Origin of the sequence: Veillonella faecalis (genome assembly GCF_024677885.1) — a bacterium.
Lineage (GTDB): Bacteria > Bacillota > Negativicutes > Veillonellales > Veillonellaceae > Veillonella > Veillonella nakazawae.
Genome location: NZ_JALBWL010000001.1, coordinates 470778 through 491196 on the forward strand (window position 1 = coordinate 470778; position 20419 = coordinate 491196).

Genomic DNA, 20419 nt, shown 5'->3' on the forward strand with positions numbered 1-20419 from the left:
TTGCAGTTTATTTATTTTGACAGAGTTTGAATATTTGGCAGATTTTAGTATAGAGATTTATATTTCATCCAATTTGTTTTGGCCATTTCTTTAAGTTCTGTACCACGGCCATCAAGGATTGCATTAATCAAGTATTTACTGAAGCCTTTTGCTTGTTGGTAAGCAATTTTTGGAGGCATAGCAAGTTCTTGTTTATCTACGTGAACATTGACGATAACAGGACCATTATGATTAAGAGCCTCCATAATTTTTTCGTCTACTTCACTAGAATTTTGAATGCTCACACCTTTAATACCAGCCGCTTCTGCAAGTTTTCCAAAGTCTGGATTTACAAAGTCTGTAGCATAGTCTAGGTAGCCAGAAGCTTTCATTTCCATAGCGATGAAGCTAAGTTCCTCGTTGTTGAATACAAAGATTTTAACTGGCAAGTTAAGTTGTTTTAATGTTAACATTTCGCCCATCATCATTGTGAAACCACCATCACCGGAGAGGGAAATGACTTGGCGGTTTGGACATGCATTTTGAGCTCCAATAGCATGCATCATAGCATTAGCCATGGAGCCATGGTTATAGGAACCCAAGATGCGGCGTTTACCATTTGTTTTTAAGTGACGAGCAGTCCAAATAACTGGAGTACCTACGTCAAAGGTAAAGATAGCGTCTTCAGCAGCTAATTTATTCAAACGATTAACAAAATATTGTGGATGAATTGCAACACCATCTGGTTCAGATACAGCATAGCTATCTAGATCGCCTCTAAATTTAGTATACGCTTTACGTACAGTATCGATAAACTCAGTATCACCACGTTGGCTGACTAGAGGTAATAATTCTTTCAATGTATCTTTTACAGTACCAATAATACCTTGTGTAAGAGGAACACGACGACCTAATGCACTAGGATCTCTATCAACTTGGATTACCTTAGCATTTTCCGGATAGAATGGACGGTAAGGGAAGTCTGTACCAAGCATAACGAGTGTGTCGCATTGTTCAATAGCACGATAACCAGATGTATAGCCTAATAGGCCTGTCATACCTACATCATATGGATTATCCCATTCAACCCATTCTTTGCCTCTGAAAGCATGCACTACAGGAGCTTGTAGGCGTTTTGCTAATTCTACGACCTCATCATGTGCACCTTCACAACCTGCACCACAGAAGAGGGTAATTCGTTTACCTGTTTCTAAATGGGCAGCCATTTCTTCAATATCATCGCGTTGTGGAACGATATGAGGTAAACGAGGTTGATTCCAAACCGGTAACTCGTCGATTTCCATTTCCATAACTGCTACGTCCCCAGGAAGGACGATAACAGCAACATCTTGATTACCAACTGCTGCATTCATAGCACGGAAAAGGATTTCCGGCATTTGTTTTGGATTAGAAACAAGTTCACAGAAACAAGAACATTCTTTGAATAAGTTTTCTGGATGTGTTTCTTGGAAATAATTTAACCCTACTTCAGATTGCGGAATATGAGACGCAATAGCCAATACTGGAACACGATTGCGATGACAATCGAATAAACCGTTGATTAAGTGTAAATTACCAGGACCAGAACTACCAGCACAGACAGTTAATTTATGAGTTAAGGCTGCTTCTGCACCTGCAGCAAAGGCTGCAGTTTCTTCATGTCTAACATGTTCAAAAGCAATCTTACCATTGCGGCGTAGACTATCGTTTACAGAGTTTAAACTATCGCCAGTGATACCATAAATGCGTTCGATGCCCGCATTGGCTAAGACATCTATCAGTACATCAGAAATTCTTTTTTTTGCCATATTATCACCTATATTTAATAAATAATATCAATTAAATATTGTTATAAAACCATATATTATTATATTAGACCTCTTTGTAGTGTAATTATGTGATAAATGTTACCATTTTATGTATACATAATTTATATATGTTTATATTGTTATGATTAATAAATTTTTAATCTATTATATATTGAACTATGATAATATATATTTTATTCCTTCTTTACTTTTTAACAATATTTCTCAATACAAAACTCTTATTGTTGCATAACGTTAATAAAAGTGTTACTATTAATTCAGAAACAAAATAGATGAGTCTTTGGGGATAGGTGAAATTCCTTACCGGCGGTATAGTCCGCGAACCTTTTAGGTATGAATCGGTGCAATTCCGATACCGACAGTACAGTCTGGATGAGAAAAGACGAAGCACATTTGACGTGCGTATTTATGATTACCCAAGGACTATGTATATAGTCCTTTTTTTATTGAGGTGATATGGTGGATGACGTAGCATATATGAAACGCGCCATTGCACTGGCAAAATTAGCCACAGGTTACACCTCGCCAAATCCTTTGGTTGGTGCCGTAGTGGTTAAAGACAATACAATAATCGGTGAAGGTTATCATCATAAGGCTGGTACGGCTCATGCTGAGGTTCATGCCTTAAACCAAGCTGGTGATAATGCTAAGGGTGCTACTTTATATGTAACCTTAGAGCCATGCTCTCATTATGGTAAAACTCCACCTTGTGCGCTGCGTATTATCGAGGCTGGCATAGCTAAGGTCGTTGTAGGTAGTACAGATCCTAATCCACTAGTATCGGGAAAGGGTATGGATTTACTCCGTGAAGCAGGCATAGAGGTTGTTTGCCCCGTATGTAGTGAGGAATGTGCTGAACTAAATGAGCATTTCTTTACATATATACAGACAGGTAAACCTTTTGTAACTATTAAAAGTGCTATGTCCCTTGATGGTAAGATTGCCACTTTTACCGGCCAATCCCAATGGATTACGAATGAGTCCTCCCGCCGAGATGGACATATACTGCGTGCTACTCATGATGCCATGCTCGTTGGTATCGGTACAATTTTGGCAGATAATCCTCAATTAAACTGTCGTTTAACTGATACTGAATTATCAGAGACTTTATTAGATACAAGCATACTTGATGAACCGATTCATGTTCATCAGCCTGATGTAATCATCTTAGATAGTCTAGGTCGAACACCTACCACAAGTCATGTATTTGAAGTAGATACTCGCAAGGTACATATATTTGTATCGAAAGGCTGTCCTAAAGAACGAATACAGGCGCTGGAACAAGTAGGGGCTCTTGTTACTGTTGTTGAATCAGTATCTACTCGTAAAAGTAAAAGTACAGATATCGTAATAGATATTAAAAAACTATCTATTGATGATATTCTTACGAAGTTGGGCGATTTTGGTTATACTTCATTATTAGTTGAAGGTGGCTCTGCCATTATAAGTTCATTTGTAGAAACATTGAACTTTGATAAGGTAGTTACTTATATTGGTAATACAATAATCGGTGGAATAGAGGCTACACCTGCTGTAGGTGGTCGTGGCTTTGAAAGTTTAGAATCTTCTCCACAGTTAACTTTTACAAAAACTAAAGTATTAGATAATAACATTCGCATTGAAGCGTATCGTGAAGGAAGGAGGGGCGCTTATGTTCACGGGAATCGTTGAAGAAATCGGCCGTGTAGAGAGCATTAAAAAGGGCCCTAAATCCTTAGCCATAACAATTCGGGGGAATAAAATATTTAGTGATTTAAAAATAGGTGACTCCGTAGCTGTTAACGGTGTATGTTTGACGGCTACAACGATTGGTAATGGCGTATTTACCGCAGATGTAATGCCAGAGTCGATTAAGATGACTACTTTCACAAATTTAAAAGTCCATCAACTAGTCAACTTAGAGCGTGCTATGCTCGCCAACGGTAGATTTGGCGGTCACATTGTGGCAGGTCACGTAGATGGTACAGGCCGCATCATTGATCGCGAACAAACGGATAATGCTATTATCTTTACCGTAGAGGCCCCTAAATCCGTAATGGATTACGTCATCTATAAGGGCTCTATTACCATCGATGGTATTAGCCTCACCATCATGCGACGAACGGACAGCAGTTTTTCCGTATCTATCATTCCTCATACGTTGGGCGAAACTATTTTAGGCTCTGCCCATATTGGTACAGAGGTTAATTTAGAAACGGATATCGCTGGTCGATATATTCGTCATTTTATGAATCTCGGCAGTGAACCTACCGAAGAAAAACCTAAGAAATCTATGCAATCCCTCTTAGTAGAGAATGGATTTATATAAAAGTAAGGAGCGTTCCTATGAGCGAACAATTACATTCAATTGAAGAGGTCTTAGAAGACCTTAAAACTGGTAAACCTGTTATTATCGTTGATGATGAAAGCCGTGAAAACGAAGGCGATCTTATCATCGCTGCAGAGTTTGCTACACAAGAAAATATTAACTTTATGGTTAAATACGCGCGCGGTATTGTATGTACACCAATGCGCCGTGAAGCATTAGAAAAGCTTGGTATTCCAGCAATGGTTGCTAAAAATACAGACAATCATGAAACCGCTTTTACTGTTACTGTTGACCACGTAGATACTACAACAGGCGTATCTCCAGCAGAACGTGCTTATACAATTCAAAAATTATTAGATCCTAATGCTAAACCAGAAGACTTCCGTCGTCCTGGTCACGTATTCCCTCTAGTATATAAAGAGGGTGGCGTATTAGTTCGCCAAGGCCATACAGAAGCATCTATCGACCTTTGTCGCTTAGCAGGCTTACAAGAGGCTGCTGTTATTTGTGAAATCACAAAAGACGATGGCGATATGGCTCGTTTGCCAGATCTATTACAATTTGCTAAAGAATATAATCTTAAAATTGCATCTGTAGCAGAACTTATTGAGTATCGTAAACAACATGAAGACATGGTAGAACTCGGTGCTTGTTCTAAATTACCTACTAAATTTGGTGACTTTAATATCTTTGTTTTCAAAAATGAATTAGATAAAAAAGAGCATTTAGCTATCGTTAAAGGTGATGTACAAAACTGTGACGATGTTCTTGTACGTATTCACTCTGAATGTTTAACAGGCGATGTATTTGGTTCTAAACGTTGCGATTGTGGTGAGCAATTAGATCATGCGTTACGTGCCATCGAAAAAGAAGGCAAAGGCGTTGTAGTCTATATGCGTCAAGAAGGCCGTGGTATCGGTTTAACAAATAAAATTAAAGCCTATGCTTTACAAGAGCAAGGTTTAGATACTGTAGAGGCTAATGAACAATTAGGTTTCCCTGCAGATATGCGCGAATATTCCTTAGCAGCTCAAATTATTCGTTTCTTAGGTATTAAGAGTATTCGATTGTTGACAAACAATCCAGAAAAACGTCATGGCTTAGAACATTGGGGGATTGATGTAACTAACCGTGTACCGCTCATCATTGCAGCCAATAAATTTAATGCAGGGTATTTAAAGACAAAAGAAGAAAAAATGGGTCATATGCTAGAAGACTAATCATTTAGTTTTATTTAACAAATTGCTCGACACATAAGAATTTCCTTTATAGGAATATAGGAGGTCAACATAATGAAGGTTCAAGAAGGTAATTTATTAGGTAGCGGTAAAAAATTTGCTATTATCGGTTCTCGTTTTAACGAGTTCATTACATCCAAATTAATTGGTGGCGCTGAAGATTGCTTATTGCGTCACGATGTAAAAGAAGAGGATATCACTGTTATCTGGGTACCAGGTGCTTATGAAATTCCATTAATCGCTAAAAAAGCTGCTTCATCTGGTCGCTTCGATGCGGTTATCTGCGTTGGTGCTGTTATTCGTGGTGCTACAACTCATTATGACTATGTATGTAATGAAGTAGCTAAAGGTATTGCTCATGTTTCCTTGGAAACTGGTATTCCTGTTATGTTCGGTGTAATAACTACTGAAAATATTGAACAAGCGATTGAACGTGCTGGTACTAAAGCTGGCAATAAGGGTTACGATTGTGCTATGGGCGCTATCGAAATGGTTAATCTTATCGATCAATTCTAATAATTACATAGTAAACACTCAGTGTCTTATGATGCTGAGTGTTTTTATATTATCGAAAATATGTTCTTTTAACTTAAAGTTAGAGTAGACGAACATATATTCCCTGTTATTGAAAAGTAAATCTATGACATGATATACTATAAAAGCACTATTAAGTGTGCATGATTTATTAATTAGAAATAAGGAATGATAGAATGGATTATATAAAACGTTTTACGACCCGAGAAGGGGTTCGTATGTCTTTAGCGGTAACAACAGATACCGTTGAAACGGCTCGCGTACGTCACGATTTGTGGCCTGTAGCAACGGCTGCTTTAGGTCGTGCTATGACAGGAGCTATTTTATTGGCTGGAGACTTTAAAAACCATGAAAATGTAAGTCTTCGTATCAAAGGTGATGGTCCTCTAGGCGTTGTCCACGTAGATGCTTTTGCAGATAATACAGTTCGTGGCTATGTGGATGAGCCACATGTAGATGTACCTTTAAAACGTGCTGGTAAGCTTGATGTAGGTGCTGCAGTAGGTCATAATGGGGAAGTCCAAGTGACTCGCTTCACACAATTAGCACAAGATTATACCTCCACAAGTCCTATTCAAAGTGGTGAAGTTGCAGAAGATTTGGCTTACTATTTATATGCTTCTGAGCAAGTGCCTTCTACTATTAGCTTAGGTGTATTGGTAGACCCAGATTATCATACGGTTGTGGCAGGCGGTTTTATCGTACAAGCTTTGCCAGATGCTACAGATGAAGCATTAGCACAAGTAGAAAAGAATATTAACGAACTTGGTCCTATTACAGAATATTTAAAAGCTCATCCAGATGGTAAGGGACTTATGGAACGCGTTCTTGATGGCTTGACTGTGAATGAAGTATATAATGAACCAATTCACTTCCAATGTCGTTGTGGACGGGATCGCTTTGGTGCCGTACTTATGACATTAAGAGAAGAAGATAAACAGGCTATTTTGGAAGATGAAGTAACAGAACTTGTATGCCATTACTGTAATGAAAAGTATCATTTTAGTCGTGAAGAACTACAAGATATGTTCGAACCAAAAGGTCCTTTACAATAATTACTATTAAGAATTAAATAACCTTTATAAAAATTACAGGCTATATGGTTTTTCCTATAGCCTGTTTTTGTATTCTATGAGAAAATAAAAGATAAGAGTTATTAATAATAGGAGGTCACAATGAGTGCAATTGGCGTAATTGGTGGTACTGGTGTTTATGATCCGTCCATCTTTGAAAATATTCATGAAGAATCCTTAATGACACCATATGGTGAAATAGATTATGTACAAGGTACATACCATGGGAAAACAGTAATCTTTGTTGCTCGTCACGGCAAAGATCATACAATTCCTCCACACAAAATTAACTATCGTGCTAATATTTGGGGCCTCAAAAAATTAGGCGTTTCATTTATTATCTCTACAACAGCTGTAGGCTCTTTAAATGAAAACTTTAAACCAGGTCATTTCGTTTTGACTGATCAGTTCTTAGATTTTACTAAAAACCGCATCACTACATTCTATGAAGGTGGTGACCGTCCAGTAGCACACTTGGATGTAACAAATCCGTATTGTCCAGAACTACGGGATATTCTTCAAAAGGTTGGTACTGAACAAGGTTTGTCTGTTCACAATGGTGGTACTTATGTATGTACAGAAGGTCCACGCTTTGAAACACCAGCGGAAATTAAAATGTTCCACATGCTTGGTGGGGATACAGTAGGCATGACAAATGTACCTGAAGTAAATTTAGCTAATGAAGCTGAAATGGCATATGCTACGATTTCTATGATTACCAACTATGCTGCAGGTATTTCTGAATCTGCTCTAACACATAGTGAAGTGGTAGAAATGATGGGCGACATGGCAGCTCAGCTTAAAGCTCTCATTTTAGGTGCTATTGATGTAATCGATGTAGATGCTCGTTATGATGCGCATAATCGCATGCATGAATATGGTGGCTTTAAACTATAATCCATTCATAACGATACGCAATAGTTCATCGAAGGAGAATGTATGATTAATATTGAATGGCGTAAAGATACTCTAGTGCTATTAGATCAAACTAAATTACCTACTGAAATTACTTATGTTCACTGCACGGATTGGCGTCAAGTGGCTGAGGCTATTAAAATGCTTCGCGTTCGTGGGGCACCTGCCATTGGTGTAGCTGCTAGTTATGGTTTAATTTTAGCTGCTATGGAAGCAGGCCGTTTAGAGGCTCCATTTAGTGAACAACTTACAAGCTTATATGAATTTAGCGAGACTTTAAAAGAAACTCGTCCTACAGCAATTAACTTAGCTTGGGCCGTAGATCGGGTGATTTTTTTAGTAAAAGGTCAAGTTGAAAGCATGTCCTCTATGAGTGATGTGGTAGACCTCATTACGAAGGAAGCCATTATTATTCATGAAGAAGACGTATCTTTGAATCGTCGTATGGCCGAAGCAGGGGCTACATTATTTGAAGGTCAAAAGAATATTCGTATTTTGACCCATTGTAATGCCGGTGCATTAGCTACAGGTGGTCTAGGTACAGCACTGGGTGTTGTTCGTAAGCTTCATGAAAATGGTCAATTAGAACGAGTCTATGCGGATGAAACACGACCATTATTACAAGGTGCTAGACTTACTGCATTTGAGCTACATGAGGATGGCATTCCTGTAACATTGGAAACAGACAATATGGCTGCTTATGCGATGCAGCATGGCCTTATTGATGCAGTTATCGTAGGCGCAGACCGCATCACTACTAAAGGTGATGTAGCTAATAAAATCGGTACTTATGGTGTGGCTGTGTTAGCTAAATTCCATAACATTCCATTCTATGTGGCGGCACCGTATAGTACATTTGACTTTACCTTAGAAAATGGTAGCGATATTCCTATTGAGATGCGCGATGATTATGAAGTAACATCGTTACATGGTGTTCAAACAGCACCTAAGGGTATTGATGTACTAAATCCAGCCTTCGATGTTACACCACATGAATTAGTGACTGCTATCATTACTGAAGAAGGTGTATTAAAACCAAACTACGAAGAGTCTATTGATAAGCTACGTCAGATTGTAGAATCTAAATAACAAAAAAATCCAAGTGGATTAACCATACATATTTTTATTGAATCTACTTGTATGAGTAAAAGGAGATATTATGCAATCTTTAATTAAAGATATTAATTTAGCCGCAGAAGGCCGTAAGAAAATTGACTGGGTTTCCAACTTTATGCCTACATTAAATACATTAGGTGACCGCTTTGAAGCAGAACAAACTTTTAAAGGTCAAACAATTGTTGTAAGTGTTCACTTGGAAGCAAAAACAGCATACTTAGCTACTGTTTTAAAACGCGGTGGCGCAGATGTTATCGTAACTGGTTCAAACCCATTATCTACACAAGATGATGTAGCTGCAGGTCTCGTTGATATGGGCCTAACTGTATATGCTTGGTATGATTGTACTGAGGAAGAATATTTCAACTTCCTTAACAAGGCTCTTGATCATAAACCGCACATTATTATCGATGATGGTGGTGACTTGGTAAATTTGTTACACACAACACGTCAAGATGCAAAAGAACGTTTGTTAGGTGGTAGTGAAGAAACTACAACAGGTGTACATCGTCTATATGCATTAGAGAATGCTAAACAATTGACATTCCCTATGATTGCAGTAAACGATTCCTACTGTAAATATCTCTTTGATAACCGTTATGGTACAGGCCAATCCGTTTGGGATGGTATTATGCGTACTACAAACTTAACAGTAACAGGTAAAAACGTGGTTGTTGCTGGTTATGGTTGGTGTGGTAAAGGCGTTGCTATGCGTGCAAAAGGCCTTGGTGCTCATGTATATGTAACAGAAGTAGATCCAATCAAAGCTATTGAAGCTGTATTCGATGGTTTCAAAGTATTGCCTATGATTGAAGCTGCTAAAGTAGGGGATATTTTCTGTACTGTTACAGGTTGCAAAGATGTAATTGTGAAAGAACATTATGAAGTAATGAAAGATAAAGCTATCTTATGTAATGCTGGTCACTTTGATTGTGAAGTTAATGTAGCTGATCTTACAGAACTTGCAGTAAGTCATGAACGTGTTCGTCAAAACATCGAAGGCTATACTATGGCAGATGGTCGCAAGCTTTACGTATTAGCTGAAGGTCGTCTTGTTAACCTTGCTGCTGGTGATGGTCACCCTGCAGAAATTATGGATTTATCCTTTGCTATGCAAGCCCTTGCAGCAGAACATATTTTACATAATGGTAAAGATATGGACCCTAAAGTATATGTATTGCCTCATGAATTAGATGCGGAAATTGCAAAACTTAAATTGAACTCCATGGGTTACGACTTAGATTCTTTAACACAAGAACAAATCGATTACCTTACAAAAGTAAATTAATTAACCAAATATAACCGAGCTATTTCAGCTCGGTTATACCTATGAGGAACCTTATGTCTGATTTATTGATTACCAATGTAGACGTCTTAACTAATGAGGGCGTTCTCAAGAATCATGCCATTGAAATTGAAAATGGCTTTATTACAGCTATTGTAAAGAATAGTGAAGTAGAAAAGGCTAAAGAGTCTGCTAAGGATGTATTAGATGGGAAAGGGCAATTGGCTGCTCCAGGTCTTATTAATACACATACGCACATTGCAATGGGTTTATTTAGAAACTATGCAGATGATCTTGAGCTCATGGACTGGCTAGAAACGGCTATTTGGCCAACTGAGGCAAAGCTTAACGATGAATATGTACGGTATGGCACACAACTTGGCATCGCTGAAATGTTGCGTTCTGGTACAACAACCTTTAGTGATATGTATTTCTTCATGAATACTACTGCTGAGGTAGTAAAAGAAACTGGTATTCGCGCCGTACTATCTCGTGGCTTAGCAGGTGTATCCCCAACAGCAGATCAAGCATTAGTTGAAAATGCTGATTTATTCCGCACATGGAATGGCTTTGATAATGACCGTATCAAGGTATTACTTGGACCGCATGCACCATATACTTGTCCAGATGCGTACATGGAAAAGGTTATCGCTTTATCTCATGAACTAAATTGTGGCATTCATATGCACTTGTCCGAAACAAAAGGGGAAGTAGAGAATGTTATAAAAGCTACTGGTAAGACACCAATTGCTCATATGCATGATTTAGGGTTATTCTGGAATACTACATTAGCTGCACACTGTGTTCATGTAACAGACGAAGATATGGATATTATGGCAGAAAACAATGTAGCTGTTGCTCATAATCCACAATCTAACCTTAAATTAGCAAGTGGTATTGCACCAGTTCCTGAAATGATTACTAAAGGTATTACTGTTGGTCTCGGTACAGACGGTTCTGCTTCTAATAATAATGCGGATATGCTCGAAGAAGTACGCCTTGCTGCTACCTTACACAAAGCACGTCTCTACGATCCTAAAGCCATTCCTGCACAAGCAGCTTGGAATATGGGCACTGTAGAAGGTGCAAAAGCATTAGGCTATACAGACCTTGGTGTTTTAGCAGAAGGGTATCGCGCAGATATCGTATTATATGACGTAACTGGTATGCACTGGATGCCTCGTTACAACGATTTAGCAGCACTTGTATACTCCGCAAACAGTTCTGATGCTAATACTACAATTGTAGGCGGTAAAGTCCTTATGAAAGACAAAGAATTGCTTACAATTGACGAAGAAAAACTTCGCGCAGAAATTACAAAAGCTCAAGAATATTTTAGAAACTAATATATATTAATTACTATTAACTTATCAATGGGCTAATATATTGATTAGTATATAAAGAAAACCCACTCATGATACTTCATGGAGTGGGTTTTGTATTATGTAATATTAATTTTACTGAGCTATTATACAATATCTATTTAATGGCTTTTACCAAAAACATAGGTACTGGAATATAGAATTCATCTTCTTCACTATAAATGCGAGGACCTACTGTAGGATCAATAGATACTGAGCTAGCACCCATTTTAGTGAGTAGTTCTTTATCCCATTGAGGACGTGTGTAGGATGAAATCTCTAGCATATGATAAATGGTATGACAACGTTCCTTTAATTCATTGCTAACGTGTTCATGAGCATGATGTACGGATTGTGGTAAATTATGATGATTGCGTGCATGTTCCGCATCATAGTTTAGAATTAATCCGCCAGGACGGATGACACGCAACCATTCAGCATAGGCTTTATCTGGGTGTGGTAAATTCCATGTTACATTACGAGCTACAACAATATCAAATGTATTCGTATCAAAACTTAAATTTTCAGCATCCATAACAGAGAAGGTAGCATCAGAATTTAGTGATTCGGCTAGTTGATTAGCTTCATCAATCATATTTGGGGTAATATCAATACCATGTACTGTATGACCCAATTCAGAGAGAATAATACTGAAAAAACCTGCACCACAACCAATATCTAAAATACGTAAAGAACGGTCAGAATCAAAAATATGACTCATTAACTCATCACGCCAAAGTTTAAGTTTAGGGCTTTCTAATTCTTTAGCTCGTAAAGAGCCAAAATCACGAGCTCGGTCACTCCAATAGGAGGTAATAAACTTTTTATCATCCTTCATAGGATGATTTTTTTCAAATATATCATTCATTTTTTAGTTCTCCTCATTTTAAATACACTTAATAGTACCATAAAATGAGAATGTACCATACTATAAATATCACACTTACTCCATAAATAATTAATATTGAGTATGATATAATACATCTATATTTTTGTTTTATGAAAGGGCAGGATAATGATTTTACAGACGGGACAGCGTACGGATATTCCTGCCTTTTATGGGCAATGGTTAATTAATCGCATCCGCCAAGGATTTGTTGATGTACGCAATCCCTATAATCCGATGCAGATAACACGATATCCTATCAATCATGAGGTTGTAGATGGTATTGCGTTTTGTACAAAGAATCCGTTGCCTTTCATTCCGCTCTTACATGAAATAAATGATTATAGACAGTATTGGCATATGACTATAACTCCATATGGAACAGATATAGAGACTAATGTACCACAAGTGGATTTAATAATAGACGGATTTAAACACATATCTACAAAACGTAATCCTCAGTCCATGGTGTGGCGTTATGATCCTATTATTTTAACCCACAACTATACAGTTGATTTTCATTTTGAAAGCTTTTATAAAATGGCTAAAGCCCTCGAAGGATATACAGATACGGTAGTTGTAAGTTTCTTAGATATTTTTGAGAAGGTAGCTCAGAATTTTCCCGAAGGTTATAGACCGAGTTTAGATATTCAAATGAAGATCATTAAAGAATTAGTATCTATAGCTCATTCTCATCATATGATACTTAAAACCTGTGGAGAAGGGGACGTTTTCAAAGAATTAGGTGTTAATACAGAGGGCTGTCTTACGCTAGACTGTTATGAACGTGCTTGGAACGTAAAATTAAAAGCACCAAAACGTACATCAGCTAGACCAGAGTGTAATTGCTATTTACATGGTGATATAGGTGCCTATGATACTTGTAGCCATTTTTGTCGCTATTGTTATGCTAATAGTAATCAGGCTGCAGTTCATCAAAATCGCTTATTACATGATCCGAACTCTAGCTTGCTTATTGGTACACTTTCAAAAACAGCAATTGTTAAGGAGAGTACGGAAAAAAGCTGGATTGTAGATACAAATTATACACAAGATTCTTTATTTTAAGGAGAATTATGACCTGCTTTTACGCCTATAGCGTTGACGTATCGTGTAAAATATAGACAAAAGGGGTTGTCAATGGGACATCTTAGGAATATAAGAGAGTGTAAAGACTATTTTTGTTTATTGTTTTATTATTACAAGGAGGTGGAGTATGATCACCTATAAGACTGACAGTAAAGCATCATTACAATCATCTGAATCGTCTATGCCAGTACTAGCTATGTGTTATGATTTTGATAAGACTTTAACACCTGATGATATGCAGGCACAAGGCTTTATCCAATCTGTTGGCTATGATGAAGAGCAAATCAAACAGTTCTGGCAAGAATCTAATCAGCTGGCTAAGAAAAATGATATGGATAATAACTTGGCTTATATGTACAAGATGATTCAAGAAGCAGTGGGTCGTTTTTATGTAACTCGAGAAAAGCTTATGGAATATGGGAATCAAGTGGAACTATATGAAGGTGTTCGCACTTGGTTTGAGCGTATTCGTGAATATGGTTTAGAACACGGTGTACGCATTGAACATTACATCATATCTTCTGGTTTAAAAGAGATGATAGAAGGTACTGAAATGGCAAGAGAGGGAGCTTTCACCAAAATCTATGCCAGTGCATTCATGTTCGACGACAAAGGAGTAGCAGTATGGCCTGCACAAGCCATTAATTATACAAATAAAACACAGTTTTTATTCCGTATTCAAAAAGGAATTTTAGATATCAATGACACAGGTGTTAATGATTATGTTAAGCCTGAAGATCAACGTGTACCGTTCCGTAATATGATATATATTGGGGATAGTGATACAGATATTCCTTGCATGAGCTTGGTTAATGCTAATGGCGGTCATTCTATAGGTGTTTATGATCCTGTTAAGAAGGATAAAGATAAGGTGTATAAGATGATGCGTCATCACCGCATACGTTATTATGCACCTGCAGACTATAGAAATGGTTCAAAGTTAGATACATTAGTTAAACAAATTATTCGTAAAACCGCAGCCTACGAAGTGTTAGAAGGCGAATATGTACATTGTAAACACGAAGCAGAGGAGTAACATGGATCAATCTAAATTAACAAGTGAATGGATTCAAGAGTTTAATCGTTTAGGTTCTGAAGGTAAATTAAAACCTACCGTACCATATCATGATTTATTTAACCGTAAAGAGCTAAAAGGATTTCCATTGCATACATTACCTATGTGGACTGTAACATTCCCAACAGGCCATATTACATGCTGTGATCCCTTGGTGACACTACATAATAAACCGGATACATATATTAGAACGGTAGAACCAGGTACGTACTTGTTGGAAACAAAAATCATTGAAATGGAACCTAATGAATACCGTTATGTAGCAAGCCGCGTTGTTTTTAGTGGTAATGAGCCTGTGAACTATGAATTAGCATTAAAAGGTACAGAAGATTTAACAGATCTTGATGATGGTGAAAGCTACATCGGCTTCCCTGTGGATTCTGGACTTGCTACCGTGGTTGATGCAGAAACTATTGAAACCTATAGAAAGTTTTATGATCAATGGCATGCAAACTATCCTGACAAAAATATCTATGATGATTACTACAGTGATTTGTTCCAATTAAATGCATTAGCATATCCGCAATACCAACGTTCTAAAGGGGACTGGATCAACTTTACAATTCCTGAAACCGAATTGACTGTGCCGATGATTCAATCGGGATTTGGTGATGGTTTATATCCTGTATACTGGGCATTTGATAAAGATGGTCAAATCTGCCAATTGATTATGGAATATATTGATTGCAGCGAAGCATATCAATAATATAATCTAGCGATATATATAGATATATAAAGCTTGATAACTTAATAACATACTAAAAAAGACGCTTAGTAATCTAAGCGTCTTTTATATATTCCTATTTAATTGTAAGGTCTAAATGCCAAAAATCCAGTTTACGAATACACGAAGAATACTAAGACCTACAATGATTTCTGCTAAAAATCTTAAAGAACCTTCCATACCATTACCTAAATGTTTTAAACTGCCAATTTTAGCTTTACTTACGATATCACACCAGCACATATAATACCTCCATGAGAGTTAATATGAGTAAATTACATAATTTATATGCTTATTTTACAACGTTATATCAAAAATTTCAATATGTATTTAAAATTAAATAATAATAATTCTATACATATATCTATAATAATAAAACTGTAGGAACCATAGATCCTCGTAAAATAAGGATTATTAAGTGTTAAGTTGCTTTGATATATATTAAAACTATGTAAGATTCTAAATTATAGCCTCTATTGAAGATCTTTTTTGAAGTAGTTAATAAAATTATAGGGTTGAATACAATTCAATTTCATATTGTAATTTAATTTTGATATAATATTTCATATCTAATTGATAAAAAGATGGAGAAATATGGATGCATGAATTCTTAAGACATTTAGATGTAGCGACATGGATTCCAATTGTGATTTCAGCTATATCGTTGGTATATACAATTATAAAAAATTATTATTCTGATAAACGCTTAAAGCACGCTGAAAAAATTAATGAAGAAAATTATAATTGGAAGAAAAATTTTGATATATACAAAGAAGAAAATAGACAAAAAGATATTTTAATTCAAAATTTGTTATCTGAGCAGAATATTCGAGCATCAATTATCCCATATTTCAATATAGTGTTAGAGGATAATAAGATTAAAAATGAAAAAAATAGCTTAATTTTAGAAATAGGTTTCATAAATATAGGAAAAGAAAGTGCGACAAATATACAGCTAGTACCAAGATTTCCAGATGAAGGATTGCAAGGATATATTTATAGTGAAGGGTATCCTAAGAAAGTGTATTATATTAATGAATATTTAAGTCAGTATTATGCAACTACAAGAGAAAAAGTAACATTCAAAGTTAAAGTGGATTTAAAAAATGAAGAAAAAATCAATGATTTTTTTAGATTCAAAATCAAGTATTCTGATTTAATAGGAAATGAGTATGAACAGGAATTTCGGTGTGGGTTTTATATGTTAGACTGTATTGCATATAATTTAAATAATACATCATATAAACCTATATTATTGAAAAAGTAAAATATTTGAAGACAATAGAAAAAAACTTTATTGTCTTTAAATTCGTTAATAACATAGTAGCAAATCATAAAACCACTTGCGATGCGGAGTCAGCGACAAAAGTTATACAAAAATTACATTGTTTAAGTATGATCTAGGTGTTTAATCTATATTATATGTAATAAATAGATACATATATGATAAATGATTAATTTTTAACTTATTATTTGAACTAACTAATATAAACTAGCTTATAGAAATATAGGCTAGTTTTTATTTGTTTTTAAATTACTTCCGATAACGATATATTATCGGAAGTAATTATGATAAGAAAATTGGGCCTAAATGGCCCAATCTCTTATGTTATCTAGTTTTTTAGCTATTTAAGCTTATTTACGTTTAAATGTATATGGTTCGTATTCTACATCATTATGGCGGTTAGTCCACCAGTTCCAACCAATTCTTGCAAGCTTCCAAGCAATGAAGCCTACGATGATTCCCAATACTAAGCCTGTTAATACATCTGTTGGATAATGTACAAATAGATATACTCTCGAAAATGCTACTACTAATGACCCCAGTAATGCTATAATTCCCAAATATCGCTTCTGAGGCGCTATTTGACTCAAGCCTAGGTAAATAGTCATGGCTGACGCAAATGAACCAAAACTATGGCCTGACGGGAATGAATAGCTATTTGCTTTTGGTAATGCAGATTCTAATGGAACCGTTACATTAGGAAAATCTACAAATGGTCTTAATCTAGCTACATGTGGTTTTAATCCTTGGTCACCGATGATTAATACAAATCCTAATGCAATTATTATAGCTACGCCTAATACACGATATTTTTTCTGTAACATTAATAATAAGGCAATTACAATCCATAAAGCACCGCTGCCAGTAATTTTTGAAATAAATGCCATAATAGGCGTTAAAAAACTATATACAAGGTGATCATGTACATAGAAGATCAAAGAGTGATCAAATTGTAAGATTGTGTCCATAGCTTCCTCTTCTATTTTATTAAATGATAATTATTGAGAATGGATGAATGTAGATTATATCCTCAATATTCTTTATTGGATTTCTATATACTTTATACTATGTATATATCACTTTCTCATTTACATCCAAATAATAGCCTAAACTATTTATACATCATGGTCAATAGCTTAGGCTATATTTAATAAAATCTTTAATTATGGTTTCTTTTTATCTGTTTTTTTAGTAGTACCTTCTGGAGGCATTGTTATAATCGTATCTACTGGATCATATACAGATTCAAAAGTATCAGTTTGTGTAACCCAGTTACCATATGTAATGGTTCTATACGTATTCATCGTTAAACCTACATGCCCCTCCTGCACTTCTTTTTCTTTTAATGAAGGATCTACCTTAGTGATAGTCTTGTTAGGAATTTCGCCATAGTCTCCTACAGAAATAGAAACATTTTTAGGCTTATCTTGAGCCGTACCTATAATGTAAATCGTTAATGTTCCGTTGTTCATAACACTAAGGATATAAATAGATTGTTGGTAAGGATTTCTAAACTTAAAGTCTAAATAGCCCCAAGCTACTGTAGCATCACGACCAGCTTGAATATATCCAACAGGTTCAAAGTGAGGTGTACGCTCGATAATATTCATACCGGATAGTAAAGCTGTATTAAATATGGTAGAACTTACTTGGCAAATACCACCGCCAATACCTGGAACTAATTTGCCATCAATCATAACAGGTGCATCATCATAGCCAGCCTCTGCAGTACGTTCACCTACAACATCGTTAAAGGAGAATTGTGCACCAGGCTTAATTAGGGTACCGTTTATTTTATCAGATGCTAATTGAATATTATGGGTTCTACTTTCATTACTAGGATCATACTCTGTAGTGTAAGAAGCTAATACCGTATTCAATGGTTTTAAATCGGCATCACTTACTTTTACAGTATTTTGTGTAGTAAATACCATAGATAAGGAGTTAATACTATCACCGGACTGTAAATCATCTTTTAATTTCTTAAGGGTAGCATCAATATCGATACGCTTACCCTCTTTTGCAGGGTGTAATACAACTTGTCCATTTTCAATGGTAAGGTATGCATCATGTCCTGGCGTGTCAATTGTTTTAGCCAATTCACTTAGATAGGTTTTACCTTTTACCTCATCAAGCTTATATTGTGGCTTAAAATGATAACCGTAGAATAAGGCATTAAATCGATTTGAAAGTAGTGTCCACATATCATCTTCATAGCCATATGTAGAAATAGCTTTTACCATAGCATCTGTATCGATTTGGATCCCTAAATCATGATAGGTAGCCTGTTGTTTTTTATTATTGCCCATATCAATAGATATAGTTTGAGGAATTTTACTATTTAACTCTTGTAAGCGAGCCTGTAATTCATTCTTAGGTGTATTAGATAAATCTGTATCATTGTAATATACACCATAAGAAATATTTTCTGTTGGAATGTATGAACAGCCGCTCGTCCCCAAGAGGACAAGCATAGTTCCTACTAAAATATATTTCTTCGTCATTATTTATAAACTCTCCCGAATTAGTTATCATATTCTCTAATTATAGCATATTACGGTCTAATCTATGGTACAATTATATTGATAATTTTAGGGGTAAGGGTGAATTATGTCAGAATCTAAGGAACAACAAAAACATTTCTATTTGCGTAATAATGATGCGCTTATGAATAGTACCAAGTTGTCTATGAAAGCTAAACAAAGTATATTGTTATCTAAGGCTGAGAATACTGTTGATGCTTACGAATCGGATTGGGATGATTTCGTTGATTGGTGTACTTATCAAAAGGTACCTTATTTTCCAGCTACACCAGAAACTATAGTAAACTATATTAATGATCTTGCTGATTATGCTAAGGCAAATACAATCTCTCGTCGTATTAGTGCTATCTCAGAGAATTATAATGCCTCTGGTCATAGAGATAATCCTTGTATGGCACCTATAGTAAAACAAGCCTTACGAGGGATTAGACGTTTAAAAGGTACTTTCCAACAAGGTAAAACACCAGTTCTTCTAGAAGACATTGAAGATATTCTAGAGTGTATGGATAAACTAGATGTGCCTGAGTTGCAATTATTACGTGATAAAGCGATTCTCTTAATTGGATTTATGGGCGCTTTTCGTCGTAGTGAAATTGCGGCCATTACTGTAGAACATCTTCAGTTTTCTCCACAAGGTGTTGAAATCTTTGTACCATCTTCAAAAGCAGACCAAGAAGGTCAAGGTGCTGTTGTAGCGATTCCTCATCTATCTGGTTCTCCATTAGATGCAGTACGTGCCCTACAGCAATGGTTACGTGCCGCTGGTATTACTGAAGGTCCTGTATTTAGAGGTTTTACTAAAAATATGTCACTTCGTAAAACAGCCATATCCGATAAAATGATTGCAGAAATTGTAAAGAAATATATTTCTCTCATTGGTCTTGATCCATCTATGTATGGTGCCCATAGTTTACGTCATGGCTTTGCAACAACTGCCGCAGCTTATGGTGTTGAAGAACGTAATATTATGAGACAAACACGTCATCATAGTGTTAACATGGTTCGTCGTTATATTAATGAAGCCAATAAGTTTGTAGATAATCCTATTTCTACAATTTTTGAAAAACGATTTAGATGATAATTATAAATCAGTTGATTAAGATAATATCTATAAATCGTATAATAACATACATTAGATAACAAAAAGCAGCTATCTCTATGGAGTAGCTGCTTTTTCGT

19 protein-coding genes and 1 riboswitch are annotated in these 20419 nt (G+C 36.0%); of the genes, 14 read left to right on the forward strand and 5 right to left on the reverse strand.

All coding sequences use genetic code 11. The features are described from left to right. Window positions 1-44: 44 nt before the first annotated feature. On the reverse strand, window positions 45-1787 hold the full coding sequence (gene poxB / locus MOQ65_RS02155; RefSeq protein ID WP_257846512.1) for a ubiquinone-dependent pyruvate dehydrogenase: 1743 nt from the start codon (window positions 1785-1787) through the stop codon (window positions 45-47). A gap of 293 nt (window positions 1788-2080) precedes the next feature. Then, window positions 2081-2196, forward strand: a riboswitch (FMN riboswitch). 68 nt (window positions 2197-2264) lie between these two features. On the opposite strand from poxB, the gene ribD reads away from it, so the two are divergent. From ribD to MOQ65_RS02200, 9 genes are all read left to right on the forward strand, one after another. After that, window positions 2265-3479: a bifunctional diaminohydroxyphosphoribosylaminopyrimidine deaminase/5-amino-6-(5-phosphoribosylamino)uracil reductase RibD gene (ribD, locus tag MOQ65_RS02160; protein ID WP_257846513.1), complete on the forward strand. Its 1215-nt coding sequence runs from the start codon at window positions 2265-2267 to the stop codon at window positions 3477-3479. Continuing rightward, complete coding sequence (locus tag MOQ65_RS02165) at window positions 3460-4116, forward strand: riboflavin synthase (protein WP_257846514.1); 657 nt, start codon at window positions 3460-3462, stop codon at window positions 4114-4116. The genes ribD and MOQ65_RS02165 overlap by 20 nt, the downstream gene beginning before the upstream one ends. 17 nt (window positions 4117-4133) lie before the next feature. Continuing rightward, window positions 4134-5336: a bifunctional 3,4-dihydroxy-2-butanone-4-phosphate synthase/GTP cyclohydrolase II gene (locus MOQ65_RS02170; protein WP_257846515.1), complete on the forward strand. Its 1203-nt coding sequence runs from the start codon at window positions 4134-4136 to the stop codon at window positions 5334-5336. A gap of 72 nt (window positions 5337-5408) precedes the next feature. Beyond that, window positions 5409-5870, forward strand: coding sequence for a 6,7-dimethyl-8-ribityllumazine synthase (gene ribH, locus MOQ65_RS02175; RefSeq protein WP_257846516.1), 462 nt, complete (start codon window positions 5409-5411; stop codon window positions 5868-5870). Window positions 5871-6064: 194 nt separating this feature from the next. Then, a complete protein-coding gene (gene hslO, locus MOQ65_RS02180) occupies window positions 6065-6943 on the forward strand; it encodes an Hsp33 family molecular chaperone HslO (protein WP_024066203.1) in 879 nt (292 codons plus the stop codon). Between the two features lie 120 nt (window positions 6944-7063). Further along, window positions 7064-7858, forward strand: coding sequence for an S-methyl-5'-thioadenosine phosphorylase (mtnP, locus tag MOQ65_RS02185; protein ID WP_257846517.1), 795 nt, complete (start codon window positions 7064-7066; stop codon window positions 7856-7858). 42 nt (window positions 7859-7900) lie between these two features. Then, a complete protein-coding gene (gene mtnA, locus MOQ65_RS02190; protein WP_257846518.1) occupies window positions 7901-8965 on the forward strand; it encodes an S-methyl-5-thioribose-1-phosphate isomerase in 1065 nt (354 codons plus the stop codon). A gap of 70 nt (window positions 8966-9035) precedes the next feature. Beyond that, window positions 9036-10280 carry an adenosylhomocysteinase gene (locus MOQ65_RS02195; protein ID WP_024066206.1) on the forward strand — a complete coding sequence of 415 codons (1245 nt, stop codon included), beginning with the start codon at window positions 9036-9038 and terminating at the stop codon, window positions 10278-10280. 53 nt (window positions 10281-10333) lie between these two features. Next, window positions 10334-11623, forward strand: a complete 1290-nt coding sequence (locus MOQ65_RS02200; protein ID WP_257846519.1) for an amidohydrolase — start codon at window positions 10334-10336, stop codon at window positions 11621-11623. A gap of 133 nt (window positions 11624-11756) precedes the next feature. Here the strand turns inward: MOQ65_RS02200 and MOQ65_RS02205 are convergent, their stop codons facing one another. Next, window positions 11757-12506 carry a class I SAM-dependent methyltransferase gene (locus MOQ65_RS02205; protein WP_257846520.1) on the reverse strand — a complete coding sequence of 250 codons (750 nt, stop codon included), beginning with the start codon at window positions 12504-12506 and terminating at the stop codon, window positions 11757-11759. A gap of 147 nt (window positions 12507-12653) precedes the next feature. Here MOQ65_RS02205 and MOQ65_RS02210 point away from each other — a divergent pair, with 147 nt between their 5' ends. The 3 genes from MOQ65_RS02210 (at window position 12654) to MOQ65_RS02220 (ending at window position 15394) form a co-directional block, all read left to right on the forward strand. Next, complete coding sequence (locus tag MOQ65_RS02210) at window positions 12654-13592, forward strand: DUF1848 domain-containing protein (protein WP_257846521.1); 939 nt, start codon at window positions 12654-12656, stop codon at window positions 13590-13592. Between the two features lie 148 nt (window positions 13593-13740). Continuing rightward, entirely contained in the window at window positions 13741-14649 is a 909-nt protein-coding gene (locus MOQ65_RS02215; RefSeq protein WP_257846522.1) for a haloacid dehalogenase-like hydrolase, read from the forward strand. A 1-nt stretch (window position 14650) separates the two neighbouring features. Next, window positions 14651-15394 carry a DUF4241 domain-containing protein gene (locus tag MOQ65_RS02220; RefSeq protein WP_257846523.1) on the forward strand — a complete coding sequence of 248 codons (744 nt, stop codon included), beginning with the start codon at window positions 14651-14653 and terminating at the stop codon, window positions 15392-15394. A 111-nt stretch (window positions 15395-15505) separates the two neighbouring features. Here MOQ65_RS02220 and MOQ65_RS02225 read toward each other — a convergent pair whose 3' ends face one another. Then, window positions 15506-15655, reverse strand: coding sequence for a hypothetical protein (locus MOQ65_RS02225; RefSeq protein ID WP_024066213.1), 150 nt, complete (start codon window positions 15653-15655; stop codon window positions 15506-15508). 355 nt (window positions 15656-16010) lie between these two features. On the opposite strand from MOQ65_RS02225, the gene MOQ65_RS02230 reads away from it, so the two are divergent. Continuing rightward, the gene (locus tag MOQ65_RS02230) at window positions 16011-16679 is read left to right on the forward strand and encodes a hypothetical protein (RefSeq protein ID WP_257846524.1); all 669 of its coding nucleotides are present in this window, start codon (window positions 16011-16013) and stop codon (window positions 16677-16679) included. Window positions 16680-17047: 368 nt separating this feature from the next. Here the strand turns inward: MOQ65_RS02230 and MOQ65_RS02235 are convergent, their stop codons facing one another. After that, window positions 17048-17665 carry a phosphatase PAP2 family protein gene (locus MOQ65_RS02235; RefSeq protein WP_119207183.1) on the reverse strand — a complete coding sequence of 206 codons (618 nt, stop codon included), beginning with the start codon at window positions 17663-17665 and terminating at the stop codon, window positions 17048-17050. A 195-nt stretch (window positions 17666-17860) separates the two neighbouring features. Then, complete coding sequence (locus tag MOQ65_RS02240) at window positions 17861-19201, reverse strand: VanW family protein (RefSeq protein ID WP_257846525.1); 1341 nt, start codon at window positions 19199-19201, stop codon at window positions 17861-17863. A gap of 106 nt (window positions 19202-19307) precedes the next feature. Here MOQ65_RS02240 and MOQ65_RS02245 point away from each other — a divergent pair, with 106 nt between their 5' ends. After that, the gene (locus MOQ65_RS02245; protein ID WP_257846526.1) at window positions 19308-20318 is read left to right on the forward strand and encodes a site-specific integrase; all 1011 of its coding nucleotides are present in this window, start codon (window positions 19308-19310) and stop codon (window positions 20316-20318) included. The last annotated feature ends 101 nt before the right edge of the window (window positions 20319-20419 follow it).

Coding starts and splice junctions, on each gene's coding strand:
- poxB (WP_257846512.1), bottom strand. CDS start 1,787: ATGGCAAAAAAAAGAATTTCTGATGTACTGATAGATGTCTTAGCCAAT.
- ribD (WP_257846513.1), top strand. CDS start 2,265: ATGGTGGATGACGTAGCATATATGAAACGCGCCATTGCACTGGCAAAA.
- MOQ65_RS02165 (WP_257846514.1), top strand. CDS start 3,460: ATGTTCACGGGAATCGTTGAAGAAATCGGCCGTGTAGAGAGCATTAAA.
- MOQ65_RS02170 (WP_257846515.1), top strand. CDS start 4,134: ATGAGCGAACAATTACATTCAATTGAAGAGGTCTTAGAAGACCTTAAA.
- ribH (WP_257846516.1), top strand. CDS start 5,409: ATGAAGGTTCAAGAAGGTAATTTATTAGGTAGCGGTAAAAAATTTGCT.
- hslO (WP_024066203.1), top strand. CDS start 6,065: ATGGATTATATAAAACGTTTTACGACCCGAGAAGGGGTTCGTATGTCT.
- mtnP (WP_257846517.1), top strand. CDS start 7,064: ATGAGTGCAATTGGCGTAATTGGTGGTACTGGTGTTTATGATCCGTCC.
- mtnA (WP_257846518.1), top strand. CDS start 7,901: ATGATTAATATTGAATGGCGTAAAGATACTCTAGTGCTATTAGATCAA.
- MOQ65_RS02195 (WP_024066206.1), top strand. CDS start 9,036: ATGCAATCTTTAATTAAAGATATTAATTTAGCCGCAGAAGGCCGTAAG.
- MOQ65_RS02200 (WP_257846519.1), top strand. CDS start 10,334: ATGTCTGATTTATTGATTACCAATGTAGACGTCTTAACTAATGAGGGC.
- MOQ65_RS02205 (WP_257846520.1), bottom strand. CDS start 12,506: ATGAATGATATATTTGAAAAAAATCATCCTATGAAGGATGATAAAAAG.
- MOQ65_RS02210 (WP_257846521.1), top strand. CDS start 12,654: ATGATTTTACAGACGGGACAGCGTACGGATATTCCTGCCTTTTATGGG.
- MOQ65_RS02215 (WP_257846522.1), top strand. CDS start 13,741: ATGATCACCTATAAGACTGACAGTAAAGCATCATTACAATCATCTGAA.
- MOQ65_RS02220 (WP_257846523.1), top strand. CDS start 14,651: ATGGATCAATCTAAATTAACAAGTGAATGGATTCAAGAGTTTAATCGT.
- MOQ65_RS02225 (WP_024066213.1), bottom strand. CDS start 15,655: ATGTGCTGGTGTGATATCGTAAGTAAAGCTAAAATTGGCAGTTTAAAA.
- MOQ65_RS02230 (WP_257846524.1), top strand. CDS start 16,011: ATGCATGAATTCTTAAGACATTTAGATGTAGCGACATGGATTCCAATT.
- MOQ65_RS02235 (WP_119207183.1), bottom strand. CDS start 17,665: ATGGACACAATCTTACAATTTGATCACTCTTTGATCTTCTATGTACAT.
- MOQ65_RS02240 (WP_257846525.1), bottom strand. CDS start 19,201: ATGACGAAGAAATATATTTTAGTAGGAACTATGCTTGTCCTCTTGGGG.
- MOQ65_RS02245 (WP_257846526.1), top strand. CDS start 19,308: ATGTCAGAATCTAAGGAACAACAAAAACATTTCTATTTGCGTAATAAT.